The organism is Halogeometricum rufum (assembly GCF_900112175.1).
GTDB lineage: Archaea > Halobacteriota > Halobacteria > Halobacteriales > Haloferacaceae > Halogeometricum > Halogeometricum rufum.
Genome location: NZ_FOYT01000002.1, coordinates 200,021 through 216,502 on the forward strand (window position 1 = coordinate 200,021; position 16,482 = coordinate 216,502).

Annotated in this window: 16 protein-coding genes; 11 read left to right on the forward strand and 5 right to left on the reverse strand. The window is 69.2% G+C overall.

Annotated elements, in window-relative coordinates; translation table 11 throughout:
* Positions 1 to 11 precede the first annotated feature (11 nt).
* The 3 genes from BM310_RS10610 (at position 12) to BM310_RS10620 (ending at position 3,641) form a co-directional block, all read left to right on the forward strand.
* Positions 12 to 2,675, forward strand: coding sequence for an AAA domain-containing protein (locus tag BM310_RS10610; protein WP_089807512.1), 2,664 nt, complete (start codon positions 12 to 14; stop codon positions 2,673 to 2,675).
* A gap of 74 nt (positions 2,676 to 2,749) precedes the next feature.
* Positions 2,750 to 3,298, forward strand: a complete 549-nt coding sequence (locus BM310_RS10615; protein WP_089807514.1) for a DUF6789 family protein — start codon at positions 2,750 to 2,752, stop codon at positions 3,296 to 3,298.
* A gap of 157 nt (positions 3,299 to 3,455) precedes the next feature.
* Positions 3,456 to 3,641, forward strand: a complete 186-nt coding sequence (locus BM310_RS10620; protein WP_089807516.1) for a hypothetical protein — start codon at positions 3,456 to 3,458, stop codon at positions 3,639 to 3,641.
* A 105-nt stretch (positions 3,642 to 3,746) separates the two neighbouring features.
* Here the strand turns inward: BM310_RS10620 and BM310_RS10625 are convergent, their stop codons facing one another.
* Both BM310_RS10625 and BM310_RS10630 read right to left on the reverse strand, forming a co-directional pair.
* Positions 3,747 to 6,512, reverse strand: coding sequence for an ATP-dependent helicase (locus BM310_RS10625; RefSeq protein WP_089807518.1), 2,766 nt, complete (start codon positions 6,510 to 6,512; stop codon positions 3,747 to 3,749).
* Positions 6,513 to 6,610: 98 nt separating this feature from the next.
* A complete protein-coding gene (locus BM310_RS10630; protein WP_218156431.1) occupies positions 6,611 to 6,868 on the reverse strand; it encodes a HalOD1 output domain-containing protein in 258 nt (85 codons plus the stop codon).
* 169 nt (positions 6,869 to 7,037) lie between these two features.
* Between BM310_RS10630 and BM310_RS10635 the strand changes: the two genes are divergently transcribed.
* The gene (locus BM310_RS10635) at positions 7,038 to 7,847 is read left to right on the forward strand and encodes an MBL fold metallo-hydrolase (protein ID WP_089807520.1); all 810 of its coding nucleotides are present in this window, start codon (positions 7,038 to 7,040) and stop codon (positions 7,845 to 7,847) included.
* Positions 7,848 to 7,933: 86 nt separating this feature from the next.
* Positions 7,934 to 8,518, forward strand: a complete 585-nt coding sequence (locus BM310_RS10640) for a hypothetical protein (protein ID WP_089807522.1) — start codon at positions 7,934 to 7,936, stop codon at positions 8,516 to 8,518.
* A 9-nt stretch (positions 8,519 to 8,527) separates the two neighbouring features.
* Here the strand turns inward: BM310_RS10640 and BM310_RS10645 are convergent, their stop codons facing one another.
* From BM310_RS10645 to BM310_RS10655, 3 genes are all read right to left on the reverse strand, one after another.
* On the reverse strand, positions 8,528 to 9,307 hold the full coding sequence (locus BM310_RS10645) for an isopentenyl phosphate kinase (protein WP_089807524.1): 780 nt from the start codon (positions 9,305 to 9,307) through the stop codon (positions 8,528 to 8,530).
* On the reverse strand, positions 9,304 to 10,320 hold the full coding sequence (gene mvk / locus BM310_RS10650; protein WP_089807526.1) for a mevalonate kinase: 1,017 nt from the start codon (positions 10,318 to 10,320) through the stop codon (positions 9,304 to 9,306). Before mvk ends, BM310_RS10645 begins: the two co-directional genes overlap by 4 nt.
* Positions 10,321 to 10,422: 102 nt before the next feature.
* Positions 10,423 to 10,815, reverse strand: coding sequence for a hypothetical protein (locus tag BM310_RS10655; RefSeq protein ID WP_089807528.1), 393 nt, complete (start codon positions 10,813 to 10,815; stop codon positions 10,423 to 10,425).
* A 120-nt stretch (positions 10,816 to 10,935) separates the two neighbouring features.
* Here BM310_RS10655 and BM310_RS10660 point away from each other — a divergent pair, with 120 nt between their 5' ends.
* The 6 genes from BM310_RS10660 (at position 10,936) to BM310_RS10685 (ending at position 16,449) form a co-directional block, all read left to right on the forward strand.
* The gene (locus BM310_RS10660; RefSeq protein ID WP_089807531.1) at positions 10,936 to 12,000 is read left to right on the forward strand and encodes a M20/M25/M40 family metallo-hydrolase; all 1,065 of its coding nucleotides are present in this window, start codon (positions 10,936 to 10,938) and stop codon (positions 11,998 to 12,000) included.
* Between the two features lie 132 nt (positions 12,001 to 12,132).
* Positions 12,133 to 12,609 carry a 50S ribosomal protein L11 gene (locus BM310_RS10665; RefSeq protein WP_089807534.1) on the forward strand — a complete coding sequence of 159 codons (477 nt, stop codon included), beginning with the start codon at positions 12,133 to 12,135 and terminating at the stop codon, positions 12,607 to 12,609.
* 352 nt (positions 12,610 to 12,961) lie between these two features.
* Positions 12,962 to 13,600, forward strand: coding sequence for a 50S ribosomal protein L1 (locus BM310_RS10670; protein ID WP_089807536.1), 639 nt, complete (start codon positions 12,962 to 12,964; stop codon positions 13,598 to 13,600).
* Positions 13,597 to 14,640, forward strand: coding sequence for a 50S ribosomal protein L10 (locus BM310_RS10675; protein ID WP_089807538.1), 1,044 nt, complete (start codon positions 13,597 to 13,599; stop codon positions 14,638 to 14,640). The genes BM310_RS10670 and BM310_RS10675 overlap by 4 nt, the downstream gene beginning before the upstream one ends.
* Positions 14,641 to 14,658: 18 nt before the next feature.
* Positions 14,659 to 15,000: a 50S ribosomal protein P1 gene (gene rpl12p / locus BM310_RS10680; protein WP_089807540.1), complete on the forward strand. Its 342-nt coding sequence runs from the start codon at positions 14,659 to 14,661 to the stop codon at positions 14,998 to 15,000.
* Positions 15,001 to 15,189: 189 nt separating this feature from the next.
* Positions 15,190 to 16,449: a tripartite tricarboxylate transporter permease gene (locus tag BM310_RS10685; protein ID WP_089807542.1), complete on the forward strand. Its 1,260-nt coding sequence runs from the start codon at positions 15,190 to 15,192 to the stop codon at positions 16,447 to 16,449.
* The last annotated feature ends 33 nt before the right edge of the window (positions 16,450 to 16,482 follow it).

The following is a 16,482-nucleotide window of genomic DNA, read 5'->3' on the forward strand; positions in this document are numbered from 1 at the left end:
GACCTGTCGGTGTGAACCTCCGCGGCCGCATCGTCGAGGTGGGCGACGAACGCGAAGTGGAGACGCAGTACGGGACCCGGTCGCTCGCCGAGGTGTCGATTCGACCGGACGGGACGGACGCCGACGCGGGCGACGCCCTCGTCCGGGTGACGCTGTGGGGGAAGTGGACCCACACCGCCGACCTGGCCGAACCCGGCATGGACCTCCTCGTCACCGAAGCCGAGGAGTCGGAGTACCGCGGCGAGACGACGTACTCGACGGCCAAGGGGTCGTACGTCGTCCTCGAACCCGACTTCCTCGTCGACGTGACCGACGTTCGCTCGTGGGTGCAGTGCCCCCGGATGTACTACCTGAACAAACTGTCGGGCATCCCGCTGAACTACCCCGTGGTGAAGGGGACTATCGTCCACGAGGTGTTCGGCGACCTGTTGCGCGGCCGTGAGTTAGAGGAGTCCATCGCGGAACGCGTCGCCGAGGCGGGCCTGCAACTCGGCTTGCTGGGCCGCGACGCCACCGAAGTCGAGGACGAGGTGCGCAGGAACGCCGCCGCCATCGAGGGCTGGTTGGCGCAGGGCACCCTGACCGAAGAGGACGGCTGGCGCTCGGAGTACACGCTCATCTCGCCGACGTTCGGCATCAAGGGCCGCGCGGACGCCCTCCGACGAGGGATGCCCGTCGAACTGAAGACGGGCAAGAATCTCAAGCGCGACCCCCGGTTCCAGGACAAGATTCAGGCCGCCGCCTACGCCCTCGTCCTCGACGAACGCGGCGTCCCCGCCGACACGGGGACGCTCCTCTACACGAAGAACACGGCGCTGGAGCGAAACGAGGAGACGGGCGACCTCTCGCCGGCCAAGGAGTTCTCCATCGGCAAGGGCCTCCTGGAGTTCGTCGTCCGCAAACGCAACGAGATAGCCGCGATGGAGTTCGACATCTCGGTGCCGACGGGGTTCGAGGCGGACGCCAAGTGCGAGTACTGCTTCGAGCAGGACACCTGCATGGTCGTCTCCGGCCGCCTCGACCAAGAGTCGAAGGCCGGCCAGATAGGCACCCCGCTCCCCGACGACGAACGCGAGTACTTCGACCGGCTCTACCGCGCCATCGAGGAGGAACGGCGGGAGACGCACGCGGAGTACCGCAAACTCTGGGAGCAGTCCGCGGCGGAACGCGCGGCCGACGACCGGGCCCTGATAGACCTCGAACCCGTCGACCGCCGCGAAATCGAGGGGCAGCGCTGGGAACTGCGCGCGCGGAAGCCCGACGGCGCGGTGTCGAAACTTCGCGAGGGCGACGTCTGCCTCGCCAGCGACGGCGACCCGGTGGGCGGCCACGCCGAACTCTGTCGCATCCGCGAACTCGGCGACGACGTCGTCGTCACGGCGGACGAACCCGTCGAACTCCGTCGACTCGACGTCTACCCCTCCGAGATTTCGGTGTCGCGGATGCTGACCGCCGTCCACGACGCACTGCTGAAGGGCGGGGAGAACAGAAAGGACGTGCTGTTCGGCCGTCGCGCGCCCGCTTTCGCCGACCGGAGCGCCGAGACGTACATCGACAACAACGAGGCGCAGAACGAGGCGGTGCGACTCGCGGTGGACGCCGACGACTTCGCCCTCGTCCACGGCCCGCCGGGGACGGGCAAGACGTACACCATCGCCCGCATCGTCCGGGCCCTCGTCGCCGACGGCAACCGCGTCCTCCTGTCGGCGTTCACCAACCGCGCGGTGGACAACGCCCTCGAAGCGCTCCGGGACCAGGGCTTCGAGGAGGCGATTCGCGTCGGCACGGAGAACGGCATCCGCGAGGACATGCTGGACCTGCACCTGAAGACGACGGGCGACCCGAACGGCCGCGCCGCGGAGTTGACGAACGCGCCCGTCGTCGCCGCCACCACCTCCTCCTGCGGGTCGCGCGTGATGCGCGAGCAGTCGTTCGACGTGGCCCTCGTGGACGAGGCGTCGCAGTTGACCGAACCCGGGACGCTCGCCGCCGTCAACCGCGCGGACCGCTTCGTCCTCGTCGGCGACCACGAGCAGTTGCCGCCCGTGGTCAGAGCCGAGAACGACCTCCAGCGGTCGCTGTTCGAACGGCTCATCGACGCCGCGCCCGAGGCGTCCGTGATGCTGGACCGCCAGTACCGGATGAGCCAGCGGATTCAGGCGTTCTCGTCGACGGAGTTCTACGACGGCGCGCTCCGACCCGCCACCGGCGACGTCGCGGCACAGCGACTCTCGGACCTCGGCGTGGACGAGTCGGCCCTCCCCGCGGCCCTCCGGGACCCGGTGGCCTTCGTGGACCCCGACGGGTCGCGCGTGGGCAACACCAACCCCGTCGAGGCCGACCGCGTGGCCGAACTCGTCGAGGCGTTCGTCGCGGCGGGCGTCGACCCCGACGACGTCGGCGTCATCGCGCCGTTCCGCGCGCAGGTGGCCGAGATAAGCAAGCGAACGGACGTGACCGTGGACACGGTGGACCGGTTCCAGGGCTCCTCGAAGGAAGTCGTCCTCGTCTCGTTCGTCGCCACCGGGACGCTCGACGGCCCCCTGTTCGAGGACTACCGCCGCATCAACGTCGCGCTGACGCGGGCGAAGAAGTCGCTGGTCCTCGTCGGCGACGCCGACGCCCTCGCCTCGGACCCGTTCTACGCCCGGATGCTCGACTGGGCGCGTCGCTGACAGTCGGTCGACCCCCCCGAGACGACCGCGAGTGGGCGAGAACGCTTTTGCTCGCGGCGTGCTAGTGGTTCACTATGTCGAACGACGAACAGTCGCCGGTGTCCCAGGGTTCACAGGTGTCTCAACAGTCGCAGGCGTCGCAGCGGTCGCAGATGTCTCGGCCGAAGGCGGACGCGAGCGACGCGCAACTGCTCGGCGTGCGGCAGGCGGTCCTCGGCGCCGCCGCGGGACTGGCGGGGATGGCCTCGATGGCGCCGTTCCTCGCCCTCGCGTGGGTGCTCGGCGCGTTCGAACTGTCGGCCGTCGCCGGCCTCTCGGACATCGTCGCCCTCGGACCGAGCTTCCTCTACGGGACGATAATCTTCGTCGGCGGCGGGATGACGACGCTCCCCCTGCTGTTCGTCTCGTTGGCCCTCTTCCTCCCCGGAGACGCGGTGATAGTCAAGGGTGCCGTCTTCGGTGCCATCGTCTGGACGGGGTTCGCCGTCGCCTTCTGGACGGGGCAGGCCGGCACTTCGCTGGCGCTGTTCCTCGTCCTCACGCTGGTGGCCCACGTCGCCTACGGCGCCGTACTCGGCACCGTCTACGCCCGCTACGCGCGCATCCCGGTGTACGACGTGTGAGGTGACGGGCGCGGGGGACATCGACGGACGACGGTGCGGCCATCGACCGACTGTCACGAGTGTGGGCACAAAAATCCATACGCATACCGACGCGTCCGACTCGGACCGCCCACCGTCGGAGCGTTCTTCACGGACGCCGACCTATCCCCACCGATTCATGACCTCGCTTCGCAACCGGTTCGAACAGTCAGACTCGTTCCGGCGGGGCGTCCTCGGCGCCATCTCGGGCGCACTCGCCGGCGTGATGCTCACGCTCCTCGGGGGCACTTCCGCCGGCGACTTCCTCGTCGCCATCTTCGTCGGCATCGTCACGTTCGTCGCCCTCTGGCTGTTGACGGGGTGAGTCGAACCGACCCGACCTGACTCAACCCGAACCGACCCAATTCGACCCGCCCCACGCGACGCGACGGGTACCGCGCGAGTCCGCGGCGACGGACGGGGCGCGCCGTCAGTCGTCCACGGGCACCGTCTCCTCGTCGCCGATTTCGTCCATCACGCGGGCGTGGAACTCCTGCAGGACGCGGCTCTCGTCCTCGGCGAGGACCACGTCGCTGGCCATCAGCGTCGCCAGCCCGAACGCCCGCGGCGTCGGCGTCTCCACGTCGTGCGTCACCACGTCGACGTCGCCCGACTCGACGGCGCGAAGCACGTCCGCGATGGCCGCGACGTTCAGTTTGTCCTCCAGAATCTCGCGGTACGTCTCGGCCATCACGGCGAAGGAGTCGAGGTCCTGCGCGAACGACAGGAGCATCTCCGAGGAGACTTGCTGCTGGGCCGCGGACTTCTCGTACCCCTTGTAGCGCTTCAGAATCATCAGCGAACGCGTCGCGTTGATGCGGAAGTACCGCTTCAGCAGGTCGGTCCCGTCGAGGGCGGCGCGCAGGTCCGCGCCCACCGCCGCGGGGTCGACGTCGCGCAGGACAGCTTCGAGGTCCACCTTCCGGTTCAGCGGCATCGAGATGGAGAAGCCGTTGTCGGCGACGGCCACCTGCACGTTCGCGTTCGACCGTTGCGCGCAGTGGTGGGCGAGGAGGCGCGAGAGGCCGTCGTTGAACTGCCGCCCGTAGTTCGAGTGGACGTAGAAGCGGCGCTGGTACTCCTCTCTGTCCAGTTGCTCCTCTATCACGAGGCGGGAATCCGTGGCGACGCTCTCGGGGCCGGCGTAGCGCACCTGCTCGTCGAACATCCGCGTGACGGCGCGGACGCTGTTCTCGTCTAAGGGGAACTCGCGGAGCCACGTCCGCACGCCCGGCGGGCCGCCGTCGGCCAGTCTGTCGAGCAGTTCCCCCTGAAACGCCGTTATCTCGCGGCCGAGGTCGTACGACAGCGGGAGGCGCTCGGAGAACCACGACGGCACCGTCGGGCGCTTGCTGGTCCGGTCGACGTACACCTTCGACCCGCGCCGGTAGCGGTACTCGAAGTGGTCGCCGCCGAGGACGAACACGTCGCCGGCGTCCAGCGTGTCGAGGTAGTTCTCGTCCAACTGGCCGACCCACTCGTCGCCCGACCGGGTGACCACGTCGCAGGTGAACGAGTCGGGGATGGTGCCGATGTTCGTCATGTAGATGACGCGCGCCATCCGCCCGCGCTTGCCGACGAGGCGTTCGCCCACGTCGAACTCCTCGTAGTGGTGTTCGCCGTCCGGTGGGTCGTTGGTGTCGCGCCACACCTTCGCGTAGACGTTCTTCTCCTCTAGCCCCTCGTAGTCGGCCGTGAGGTAGGCCATCAGTCGCTCCCACTCGGCGTCGGAGAAGTCGCGGTAGGGGTACGCGCGCCGGAGCGTCTGCCGCACCTCCGCCTCGCGCCGCACGCCGTTGATGGCCATGCCGTAGACGTGTTGGGCCGCGACGTCCTGAGCGTTCTCGGGGACGAACACCCGGTCGACGAACCCCTCTTCGGCCTTCTTCAGCATCACCGCGCACTCGACCAACTCGTCCCTGTCGAGGGCGACGACCCGCCCCTCGACGGTCTGTCCGAGTCGGTGGCCCGCGCGGCCGACTCGCTGGAGCAACGAGGCGACGGACTTCGGCGACCCCACCTGCACCACGAGGTCGATGTGCGGCATGTCGATGCCGAGTTCGAGGCTGGTGGAGGTGGTCACCACGTCGAGGTTCCCCTCCTTCAACTCCCGCTCTATCTCCTGTCTGCGGTCCTTCGACAGACTGCCGTGGTGACAGCCCGAGTTGGTCTCGTCGTAGCCGTCGTAGTTCTCTCTGAGGTTGTGCAGGACGCGTTCGGCCCCCGACCGGGTGTTCGTGAAGACGAGGGTGTTCGTGTGCGAGCGAATCAACTCGTCCAGTCTGTCGTAGAACCGTTCCTGCACGACGCCGCGCGGTGTGTCGATGAGGTCGTCGGTCGGACACTCCAACTGCAGGTCGAAGTCGCGGACGAACCGCGTGTCCACGAGTTCGTAATCGCGGGCGGTGCCGTCGGGGTTCCTGCCGACGAGGAACTCCGCCATCGTCGTGAGCGGTTCGACCGTCGCCGAACAGCCGATTCGGGTCGGTGAGGCGTCGCAGAGGTTCTCCAGTCGTTCGAGCGACACCGAGAGGTGCGTGCCGCGCTTGTTGTCCGCGAGGCTGTGAATCTCGTCCACGACGACGTACTCGACGGTCCGGAGCTTCTCCTTGAACTTCGGGGAGTTCAGCAGGATGGCCAGCGTCTCGGGCGTCGTGTTGAGGATGTGCGGCGTCGTCTCCAGCATCTTCTGCCGGTCGGCGCTGGAGGTGTCGCCGTGGCGGATGGCGTGACGGATGGTCACCTCCTCGCCGCGTTCGTCCATCCGGTCGGCGATTCCCTCCAGCGGTTGGGTGAGGTTGCGGTGGATGTCGTTTGCCAGCGACTTCAGCGGCGAGACGTACAGGCAGTAGACGGAGTTGTCCAGACCGTCCGCGAGTTCCCTGTCGCGGCGGAAGAGGTCGTTGATGATGGCGGTGAAGGATGCCAGCGTCTTCCCGGACCCGGTGGGGGCACAGATGAGGGCGTTCTCCGAGTCGTCGATGAGGGGGACCGCCTCGCGTTGCGGCGGCGTGAAGAACCCGCCGTTGCCGCCGACGTAGCGCCCGAACTGACCGACCCACCACTCTCGGACGGAGGGTTCGAGTCGCGAGAGCACGTCCTCGTCCGCGAGCGGAACGGTCTCGGGGTCGAAGTCGAACGGGTCGTCCGTCCGCTCGGCCGCCTCGCAGAGAAGTCGCCTGCCACGGCTACTCATTACCCGCAGTCAGGACTGCGTCTGTAAGTCGGTTGCGCCCGCACGGCGGCCGGTGCAGTCGCTCACGGCGTCGGTCCAGCAGAACGAGTCGGCGACTCTCACTCGACGGGCGAGACGGATACCGTCCGGTCGGCGCGGACGGTCACGCGGAAGCCCGCGTACCGGAACTCGATGCGGCCGGCCGTTCGGTGGCCGTCGAACAGTGCGTCGAGGGCGTCGGGGTCTATCGCCTCGTACAACGGCGGTAACTCCAGCACCGGCCTGTCGGCGGCGGAACTGACTGCTCGGACGACGGCCATACTCACCGAATCGTCGGGTTCGACCGCAGACTGCGACGTGCTCGCACTCATTGCCATACGGGCTGTCGGTCACCAGCCCCGGATATCAATGCTCGTCAGACATTCGTCTAGATACGTTCATTAACGGGTGATTATCGGCGTTCCTTCCCGGTTCGAACCACCGCCCGCCGACGGAGTCGACCCCGAGCCACCAACTTATACCACCGCCGTCGGCGTACTCGCCGTCATGCGCGTCACGTTTCTCGGCACCGGAAGCGCGATGCCGCTTCCCGACCGGATGCAGACGGGACTCCTCGTCGAGTCCGACGACCGGTCACTCCTCGTCGACTGCGGAAGCGGCGTCCTCAACCGCCTCGCGAACACCGACGTCGGCTACGAAGGCGTCGGTACCGTCCTCCTCACCCACCACCACCTCGACCACGTCTCCGACCTCCTCGCCCTCCTGAAGGCGCGGTGGTTGGCCGGCGAGACGCACCTCGAAGTCGTCGGTCCGACCGGGACCAAGCGACTCCTCGACGGCCTCCTCGACGTGCACGACTACCTGCAGGGACGCGTGGACCTGCAGGTCCGCGAAGTCACCGCCGGGTCCTTCGAAGTCGCCGGCTTCGAAGTCGAGGCGCGGGAGACGAGACACTCCACGGACTGCCTCGCTTATCGGTTCGCGGGCGACGGTGGGAGCGACGACGGGACGGGAGACGACGACGGTGGCACCGACGGCGAGGAACGCGCGGCCGCCGAGCGACGCGACTTCGTCTTCTCGGGCGACACGGAGGCGTTCGAGGGCCTCGCGAACTTCGCCGACGGCGCGGCCGTCCTCGCGCACGACTGCTCGTTCCCCGACGAGGTGGACGTGTCGAACCACCCGACTCCGTCGCAGTTGGGCGCGGCACTCGCCGGACACGACGTGGGCCGCGTCTACCTCACGCACCTGTACCCGCACACCGAGGGGAAACACGAGGAGATGCTGGCGTCGGTGGGCAACCGGTACGACGGCGACGTGCGGTTCGCCCGCGACGGCCTCCGCGTCGACATCTGACTCTCGGCATCTGACTCTCGGCATCTAATTCTCGATACCGTGTCGTCGAAGGGAACGTACTTGTCCGAAGACGAAGACGCTCGCCTATGAACCGCCGCCGGTTCCTCGCCGCCCTCCCACTCGGCTTCGCTACGGGCTGTCTCGGCGCGTCGCCGTTCGCTCCGAACCCACATCCGAAGCGTGTCTTCGTCGCGCAGGTGGACCCCCTCCCGGAGGAGTTCGAGTTCCGAATCGACGCCGAAGTGCGCACCGAGACGGTGACCGACGACCACCCCGCGACGCTCGTCCTCACGGCGACGAACGGAGGGGACGCGCGACCGGTGAGCGTCGCGACGGGCAAGTGCAGTCCGTTCAATCGCTCTCGGGGCCGGAGCGACGGCGGGGGGCTGTGGCTGTATCGAGCGGGAGCGGAACCCGGCGAGCGGCCTCGAAACCGGTGGACTCGCGGCGGCGACGGCGTCCGGACCCACCCGGCGTACGGGTGTGCGATGCGCGAGTGGGCCGCCGGCGAGACGCGGACGTACGAGTACGGCGTGTGGGACGACGAACGGACGGACGGGTACTACGAACCGGGCTGGTATCGGTGGCGTCTCCCCGTGCGCGTCGGGACGGGCGAGGACGAGCGGGAAGCGGCGTGGTTTCTCAAACTCCGCGTGGTCGACGCCGAGTGAGGGGTCGGCTCAGCCCCGAATCACGGTGCCGGCGTCGTCGCCGGCGAGGAAGGCGTCGAGAGCGTCGGGACCGAACACGTGCGCGGGCGCGCCGAGTTCGAGGAGGGCGCGCACCTTCGCGGCCATCCCGCCGGTCACGTCCGTCGTCTCGCTCCCGCCCAGCACCGCGGCCACGTCCTCGAACGCGGTAATCTCCGGAATCACCTCGTCGTCGGCGTCGAGGACGCCGGGGACGGTCGAACAGAGGCCGACCCGGTCGGCGTCGAGTCCGCGCGCCAGCGTCGTGACGAGTTCGTCGCCGCTGACGATGGTCGCGCCGGCGTCGGCGTGGACGACGACGTCGCCGTGGAGGACCGGGACGAACCCCTCCGACAGCATCGTCGCCGTCGAGTCGAGGGGCAACGAGAGCCCGTCGTCGGCGTCTCTGGCGGCCGCAGAGAGGGGATGGACCGGGAGAGCGGGGACGCCGGCGTCCTGCAGTCGGGTCACGACGGCGTCGTTCAGGCGACGCATCGCGTCGTGAATCTCGAAGACTGCGCCGGCGTCGCGCGTGCCGGCGGTGTCGCTGACGCCGTGCTTCTCGGCGTTGTGGTGGCCGAAACTGCCGCCGCCGTGGACGACGACGAGACTGGGGCCACCGCCGGCCCGCGCCCCGCCGGCCGCGGCGCGTCCCTCCGCGGCGGCGTTCGCAATCGCCGCGACGGCGGCGTCGAGTCGGTCCTCGTCCACCGTCTCCGGCGTGGACTTGTCCGTCACGACGCTGCCGCCCAGTTTGAGGACGGTCGTCATTCCTCCTCCACCCGGACGCCGTCCGGGGCGAGTTCCGCGCGGAACACGTCCTGACATTCGGCGGTGTAGCGCAGAGCCGTCTCCGTCTCCGGCGTCTCGTCCAGGGCGACGATACAACCGCCGCCGCCCGCGCCGGTGAGTTTCGCGCCGTGCGCGCCGGCCTCGCGGGCGGCCCACACCATGTTGTCCAGCGTGCGCGAGGAGACGCCGAGCGCTTCGAGGAGGCCGTGGTCGAAGTCCATCAGGCGGCCGAGTTCCGCGAGCAGTTCGTCGGTCGGTTCCGCCGCGGGGTCGGCGTCCGCGAGGACGGACTCGCCGTGGCGGACCAGGTCGCCGATGCTCTCGACGGTGTCGGCGGCGAAGCCGTACTCCTCGCGGAGTTCGCGGACGCCCGCGACGAGTTTTCCCGTGTCGCCAGCGCCGCCGTCGAAGCCGACGACGAACGGGAGGTTCGGCGCGTCGATGCGGCGACAGTCGTCGCCCTCGACGCGGACCGCGCCGCCGACCGCACAGCAGAACGTGTCCGCGCGGGAGGCCTGTCCGTCCTGCACGTCGTACTCCGCGCGGTAGGCGCGTTCGGCGAGTTCCTCGGGGGAGAGCGGGTGGCCGAGTTCGCGCGTCGCGGCGTCGATGCCGGCGACGACGACGGCCGCCGACGACCCGAGGCCGGCGCCGAGGGGGATGGCGCTCTCGACGGTGACGTCGAACCCGGCGTCCGGGGCGTCGGCCGCGTCGCGGGCCTGTTCGACGGCCGCGTCGACGTAGGCGATGCCGGCCTCGACGAGTCCCTTCGCCACGTTCACGTCCGGTCGTCCGTCGCCGTCGCCGCCGTACTCGACGGTGAAGCCGTCGAGGCTCAGGTCGGGCGCGGTGACGCGGACCCGCGAGTCGTCGCGCACTTCGACGGAGACTGTCGCCCGGCGTTCGATGGCGCAGGGCACCGCCGGTTCGCCGTAGACGACTGCGTGCTCCCCGAACAGGTAGACCTTCCCGGGAGCGCTGGAGACGGTCATATCCGACGATTCCGCGGACGCCGCTTAAGCGTATCCGACTGCGGTCGCTCGCGGGCGGACGACGGTCGAAAAAGAGCGACACCGGACCGCGATGCGCGCGGCTTACTCCTCGGAGAGGGCCGCCGACTCGCCCTCGTCGCCCTCGTCGGACTCGACGGCGATGTCCGACAGGTCGTCGAGTTCGTCTAAGTCGTCCTCGCCGGTCAACACCTTCACCGCGACGGCGAGGGCGACGAGGAGGAGGAGGCCGACGACCGCCGCGCCGCCGACGCCGCGACTCGACTCGTCGGCGTCCTCGGCCGCGGCGTCGGTGCCGCTCTCGACGGACTCGTCCGTCTCCTCGTCGTCGACGTCGATGGAGCTGTACCCCTCGTCGTCCTCCGATTCTTCGTCCTCATCGGGGCCTCGCTGGAAGAAGCGAGGGCCGCTCTCGGGGGCGTTGAACTTGGCGTCGTGCAGATGAATCTCGAAGAACGTGAACGATTTCTCTCCCATACTCCGTCAGTACGCCGACAGATGGCATAACCGTTGTGCCCGTCTCGTCGTCGACGCACGGGTCGGCTCGCGGCGACGCGTATCGGTGCCTTGAGGTGCCGATTCTTCCAGTTCGAGAGCATGGACGACGACCGACTGACGTTCCTGACCGACCTGTTGACGACGCCCAGTCCCGCCGGGTTCGAGGCCGACGGCCAACGGGTGTGGGTCTCGTACGTCGAGACGTTCGCCGACGACGTGCGCGTGGACTCGTACGGCAACGCCGTGGCGGTCCACGAGGGGAGCGCCGACGGCCCCGAAATCGCCTTCGCGGGCCACGCAGACGAGATAGGATACATCGTCCGCGACGTGACCGAGGACGGCTTCCTCCGCATCGCGCCCATCGGCGGCGCCGACCGCACCGTCTCGAAGGGCCAACACGTCACGGTTCACGGCGACGGCGGCGACGTGCCGGGCGTCGTCGGGCAGACGGCCATCCACCTGCGCGACGTGGGCGAGGAGGAGTACGACGACCTGGAGGAGCAGTTCGTGGACGTGGGCGCCGAGAGCGCCGCGGAGGCGTCGGAACTCGTGGAGATCGGCGACCCCATCACCGTCGAGACGCGCGTCCGGGACCTGCACGGGTCGCGGATGGCCGCCCGCGGGATGGACAACCGCGTCGGCACGTGGGCCGCCGCCGAAGCCCTCAGACGCGCCGTCGAGGCGGACGCGGACGCGACGGTGTACGCCGTGAGCACGGTGCAGGAGGAACTCGGCGTACAGGGCGCGAAGATGGTCGGCTACGACCTCCACCCGGACGCCGCCGTCGCCATCGACGTGACGCACGCGACGGACAACCCCGACGTGGCGGGCAAGCGGACGGGCCCGGTCGAACTCGGCGCGGGGCCCGTCGTCACCCGCGGGAGCGCGAACCACCCGGACGTGGTCGCACTCGCGCGCGACGCCGCCGACGCCGCGGACCTGGACGTGCAGTTGCAGGCCGCGGGGATTCGCACCGGCACCGACGCCGACGCGTTCTACACCTCCCGGAACGGCGTTCCGTCGCTGAACGTCGGCATCCCGAACCGGTACATGCACACGCCGGTCGAAGTGGTCGACACCGGGGACCTCGACGGGGTGGCGACGCTCCTCGGGGCGATGGCCGAACGCGCCGCCGACGCCGCGCCGTTCGGCGTCGACCTCTGAGACGCGGGGGCGCGGCACGAGTCCTGCCTCGTCGCCCGGAACCACCGGTGACGGCGCGCTGCGTGCGCCTCTCACGCACGCCGGTTAGCGCGAAAGAAAACCGTTAAAAGTCGCCAAAGGGTGCTTTGAGGTATGGCTGGAACTATCGAAGTGCTCGTTCCCGGCGGGGAGGCCAACCCCGGTCCGCCGCTCGGACCGGAACTCGGCCCGACGCCCGTGAACGTGCAGGACGTCGTGCAGGAGATAAACGAGCAGACCGCCGCGTTCGACGGCATGGAAGTGCCCGTGACGGTCGAGTACGACGACGACGGCTCGTTCACCATCGAGGTCGGCGTCCCGCCGACGGCCGAACTCATCAAGGACGAGGCCGGGTTCGAGACCGGGTCCGGCGAACCGCAGGAGAACTTCGTCGCCGACCTGAGCGTCGACCAGGTGAAGAAGATCGCCGAGCAGAAGTCCTCGGACCTCCTCTCGTACGACACGAAGAACGCCGCGAAGGAGGTCGTCGGAACCTGCACCTCTCTCGGCGTCACCATCGAGGGGAACAACCCCCGCGAGTTCAAGAAGCGCATCGACGACGGCGAGTACGACGACCAGCTCGCCGCGTAGTCGGACGCTCGGCCGTCGTCACGTGACGGCGTTCGGGGTCCCGACCCCGTCCGCAGTCGCAGTCGACGGTACCCGCCTTCGACCGCTCCCGCGGGACGGCACACCCTTTTCAGCGGACCGACGCGCGAGTGGCGACCACGCCGCCGGCCGCGGCACCGCCGCCGCGGCGTCGTCGCCCCCCGCGTGTGCCCTCGCTTCACACGGAGACGAGGCGTAACGCCGCCGTATCCCGGGCGCTCGGGCGATTGCTTCGACGGACTTAAGGCCGCCATTCCCATTTGCTCCGACGAGGCAGGCAGACGCCTGTTTCACTGACCCGTAGGAGCAATCCTGCGTACTACGGAGGTGAATAATGGCAGATACGATAGTTGACGCAGTCTCTCGCGCACTTGACGAGGCTCCCGAGCGGAACTTCCGCGAAACGGTAGACCTCGCTATCAACCTGCGCGACCTCGACCTAAACGACCCGTCGAAGCGTGTCGACGAGAGCATCGTGCTCCCCGAAGGCACCGGACAGGAGACGAAGATCGTCGTCTTCGCGACCGGCGAAACCGCACTCCAAGCCGAGGAGGTTGCCGACCAGGTGATGGACGGTAACGACCTCGAAGACCTTGGAGACGATACGGACGCCGCCAAAGACCTCGCGGACGAGACGGACTTCTTCGTGGCAGATGCCGATATGATGCAAGATATCGGCCGTTACCTCGGGACCGTTCTCGGTCCCCGAGGGAAGATGCCGACGCCGCTCCAACCGGACGACGACGTGGTCGAAGTTGTGAATCGGATGAAGAACACGGTCCAACTCCGCAGTCGTGACCGCCGCACGTTCCACACCCGCGTGGGTGCAGAGGACATGCCGGCCGACGAAATCGCGGAGAACATCGACGTCATCGTTCGTCGTCTCGAGGCCACTCTCGAGAAGGGTCCCCTCAACATCGACGGGATCTACGTGAAGACGACGATGGGTCCGTCGGTGGAGGTACGCGCATGAGCGAGAGCGAGTCCGTCCGCAAGACAGAGACCATCCCCGAGTGGAAACGCATCGAAGTCGGTGAACTCACCGACTTCCTCGAAGAGTACCAGTCCGTCGGCGTCGTGAGCGTCACCGGAATCCCGAGCCGCCAGCTGCAGAGCATGCGGCGGGACCTCCACGGCAGCGCGGAACTTCGGATGAGCCGTAACACGCTCGTCACCCGCGCGCTGGAGGACGTGAACGACGGCCTCGAACAGCTGACCGAGTTCGTCTACGGACAGGTCGCTCTCGTGGGCACGAACGACAACCCGTTCGGCCTCTACAAACAGCTCGAAGCGTCGAAGACGCCTGCACCCATCAACGCGGGCGAAGTCGCCCCGAACGACATCGTCATCCCCGAGGGTGACACCGGTGTCGACCCGGGTCCCTTCGTCGGTGAACTCCAGCAGGTCGGTGCGGCCGCCCGCATCATGGAGGGCTCCATCAAGGTCACCGAGGACTCGCAAGTCCTCGACGAGGGTGAAGTCGTCTCCGAGGAACTCGCCAACGTCCTGAACGAGCTCGGCATCGAACCCAAGGAGGTCGGTCTCGACCTCCGCGGCGTCTACTCCGAAGGCGTCCTGTTCGAGCCCGAGGAACTCGCCATCGACGTGGACGAGTACCGCGCGGACATCCAGTCCGCCGCGGCCGGCGCCCGCAACCTCTCGATCAACGCGGGCTACCCCACGGCGCAGACCGCGCCCACGATACTCGCGAAGGCCGCCGGCGAGGCGAAGGCCCTCGGCCTGTTCGCCGCCATCGAGGACCCCGAGCTCATGCCGGACCTCGTCGCCAAGGCCGACGCGCAGCTTCGCTCGCTGGCGGCGCAGATCGACGACGAGGAGGCCCTGCCGGAGGAACTCCGCGGCGTCGAGGCGCCCGCAGCCGAGCCCGCCGACGAGGCGGACGAAGACGAATCGACTGACGAAGAAGACACTGAAGCCGAAGCCGACGACACCGACGACGACGACGAAGACGACGGAGACGGTGCCGACGGGCTCGGCGCGATGTTCGGATAATCAACGAGGAACTCAACAATGGAATACGTTTACGCAGCTCTCATCCTGAACGAGTCGGGCGAAGAGATCAACGAAGACAACGTCACCGACGTGCTCGAAGCCGCCGGTGTGGACGTCGAGGAATCCCGCGTCAAGGCGCTCGTCGCCGCGCTGGAGGACGTCGACATCGAGGAGGCCGTCGAGACGGCCGCCGCCGCTCCCGCGCCCGCCGCGGGCGGTAGCGCAGGCGGCGACGTCGAAGCCGCGGACGGCGACGACGACGACGACGAGGGTGGCGAGGAAGAGGCCGCAGCCGAAGAAGAGGACGACGACGAAGAAGAGGAGTCCTCCGGCGAGGGCCTCGGCGAACTCTTCGGCTGAGCCCGACGCAGTTCGCACGTCCATCCGGACGTCCCTTCGAATCGTCAGTACACCTCGCATTTTTCTGACCCCGTCCCGAGAGCGACCGCTCCGCGTCGTCACCCCCGGCCACCGCTGGTCCGACTACCGCGCCTTCGACCACCGCGCGAGCCGAGCGTTCAAGTGCGATGACGGGACCACTCCGCCGCGATGGCCGCGACGACCACACTCACGTTCGCTCTCGCCGGCGTCTGCCTCGGGACGGTGAGCGGACTCGTCCCCGGCCTGCACGTCAACGCCCTCGCGCTCCTGTTGGCCGCCGCCGCGCCGACGCTGCCCGCCCCGCCCGCCGCAGTCGGCGCCGCCGTCCTCGCGGCGGGCGTCGTCCACACGTTCCTCGACGTGGTGCCCGCACTCGTCCTCGGCGTCCCGGACGCGGCGACGGCGGTGGGGTCGCTGCCCGGCCACCGACTCGTCCTCGCCGGGCGCGGCCGCGAGGCACTCCGGCTCTCCGCCGTCGGGAGCGGCGTCGCCGTCGCGGGCGCGGTGCCGCTGGCGCTCCCGCTCTCGCACCTCGTCGCCGCCGGCCGCGCGGAACTGTACGCCGCGCTCCCGGCCGTTCTCGCCCTCGTCGTCGTCCTCCTCGTGGCCGCCGAGCCGACCCGGCGGCGGCGACTCGGCGGCGTCGTCTGCTTCGGACTCGCGGCGGGACTCGGACTGCTGACGCTCGGCGTCCCCACCGACGGGTCGCTCGCGCCGTCGGCCGCGACGTCGATGCTGGCACCGCTGTTCGCCGGCCTGTTCGGCGCGCCGGTCCTCGTCGATGCGCTCGGCGGGCGGGGAGCGATACCGCCGCAGGAGGGGGCGCGGACGGCGCTCTCGCCGGTGGCGACGCTCCGCGCGGCCGCGTCGGGCGTCGGCGGCGGTGCGCTCGTCGGCTACCTCCCGGGCGTCTCCGCGGGCGTGGCGACGGTGTTGGCACTCGGCGGCGCGGGGGGCGAGAGCCGCCTCGCCGACGGGTCGAGCGGAGACGGCGGCCGAACAGACCGCCTGTACGTCGTCGCGACCAGCGGAGCCGACACGGCGACGGCCGTCTTCGCCGCCGCGGCGCTCGTCGTGGTCGGCGACGAACGGAGCGGGGTGGCCGTCGCCCTCTCGGCCGTCGGCGGCGGCGGGTCCCCGTTCGGCTCGGTGACGGCGCTGGCCACCGTCGTCTTCGCCGCGGGCGTCGGGTGCGTACTGGTGCCGACTGTCGGCGACCGCTACCTCGCCGTCGTGCGCCGACTCCCGCACCGCGCGCTCTCCGTGGCGGTTCTCGCCCTGCTGTGGGTACTCGCGGGCGTCTTCGCGGGCGTGCCGGGGCTGTGCGTCTTCGCGCTCGCCGCACTCGTCGGCCTCGTCCCGCCGCGTCTGGGCGTCCGGCGCGTCCACCTGATGGGCGTGCTCATCGGCCCCGTCGCGCTCGGGTGAGCCGGAAAGACAACCGTTAAAAGTCGCGGACGG

Coding starts and splice junctions, on each gene's coding strand:
- BM310_RS10615 (WP_089807514.1), top strand. CDS start 2,750: ATGTCGAACGACGAACAGTCGCCGGTGTCCCAGGGTTCACAGGTGTCT.
- BM310_RS10620 (WP_089807516.1), top strand. CDS start 3,456: ATGACCTCGCTTCGCAACCGGTTCGAACAGTCAGACTCGTTCCGGCGG.
- BM310_RS10625 (WP_089807518.1), bottom strand. CDS start 6,512: ATGAGTAGCCGTGGCAGGCGACTTCTCTGCGAGGCGGCCGAGCGGACG.
- BM310_RS10630 (WP_218156431.1), bottom strand. CDS start 6,868: ATGGCAATGAGTGCGAGCACGTCGCAGTCTGCGGTCGAACCCGACGAT.
- BM310_RS10635 (WP_089807520.1), top strand. CDS start 7,038: ATGCGCGTCACGTTTCTCGGCACCGGAAGCGCGATGCCGCTTCCCGAC.
- BM310_RS10640 (WP_089807522.1), top strand. CDS start 7,934: ATGAACCGCCGCCGGTTCCTCGCCGCCCTCCCACTCGGCTTCGCTACG.
- BM310_RS10645 (WP_089807524.1), bottom strand. CDS start 9,307: ATGACGACCGTCCTCAAACTGGGCGGCAGCGTCGTGACGGACAAGTCC.
- mvk (WP_089807526.1), bottom strand. CDS start 10,320: ATGACCGTCTCCAGCGCTCCCGGGAAGGTCTACCTGTTCGGGGAGCAC.
- BM310_RS10655 (WP_089807528.1), bottom strand. CDS start 10,815: ATGGGAGAGAAATCGTTCACGTTCTTCGAGATTCATCTGCACGACGCC.
- BM310_RS10660 (WP_089807531.1), top strand. CDS start 10,936: ATGGACGACGACCGACTGACGTTCCTGACCGACCTGTTGACGACGCCC.
- BM310_RS10665 (WP_089807534.1), top strand. CDS start 12,133: ATGGCTGGAACTATCGAAGTGCTCGTTCCCGGCGGGGAGGCCAACCCC.
- BM310_RS10670 (WP_089807536.1), top strand. CDS start 12,962: ATGGCAGATACGATAGTTGACGCAGTCTCTCGCGCACTTGACGAGGCT.
- BM310_RS10675 (WP_089807538.1), top strand. CDS start 13,597: ATGAGCGAGAGCGAGTCCGTCCGCAAGACAGAGACCATCCCCGAGTGG.
- rpl12p (WP_089807540.1), top strand. CDS start 14,659: ATGGAATACGTTTACGCAGCTCTCATCCTGAACGAGTCGGGCGAAGAG.
- BM310_RS10685 (WP_089807542.1), top strand. CDS start 15,190: ATGGCCGCGACGACCACACTCACGTTCGCTCTCGCCGGCGTCTGCCTC.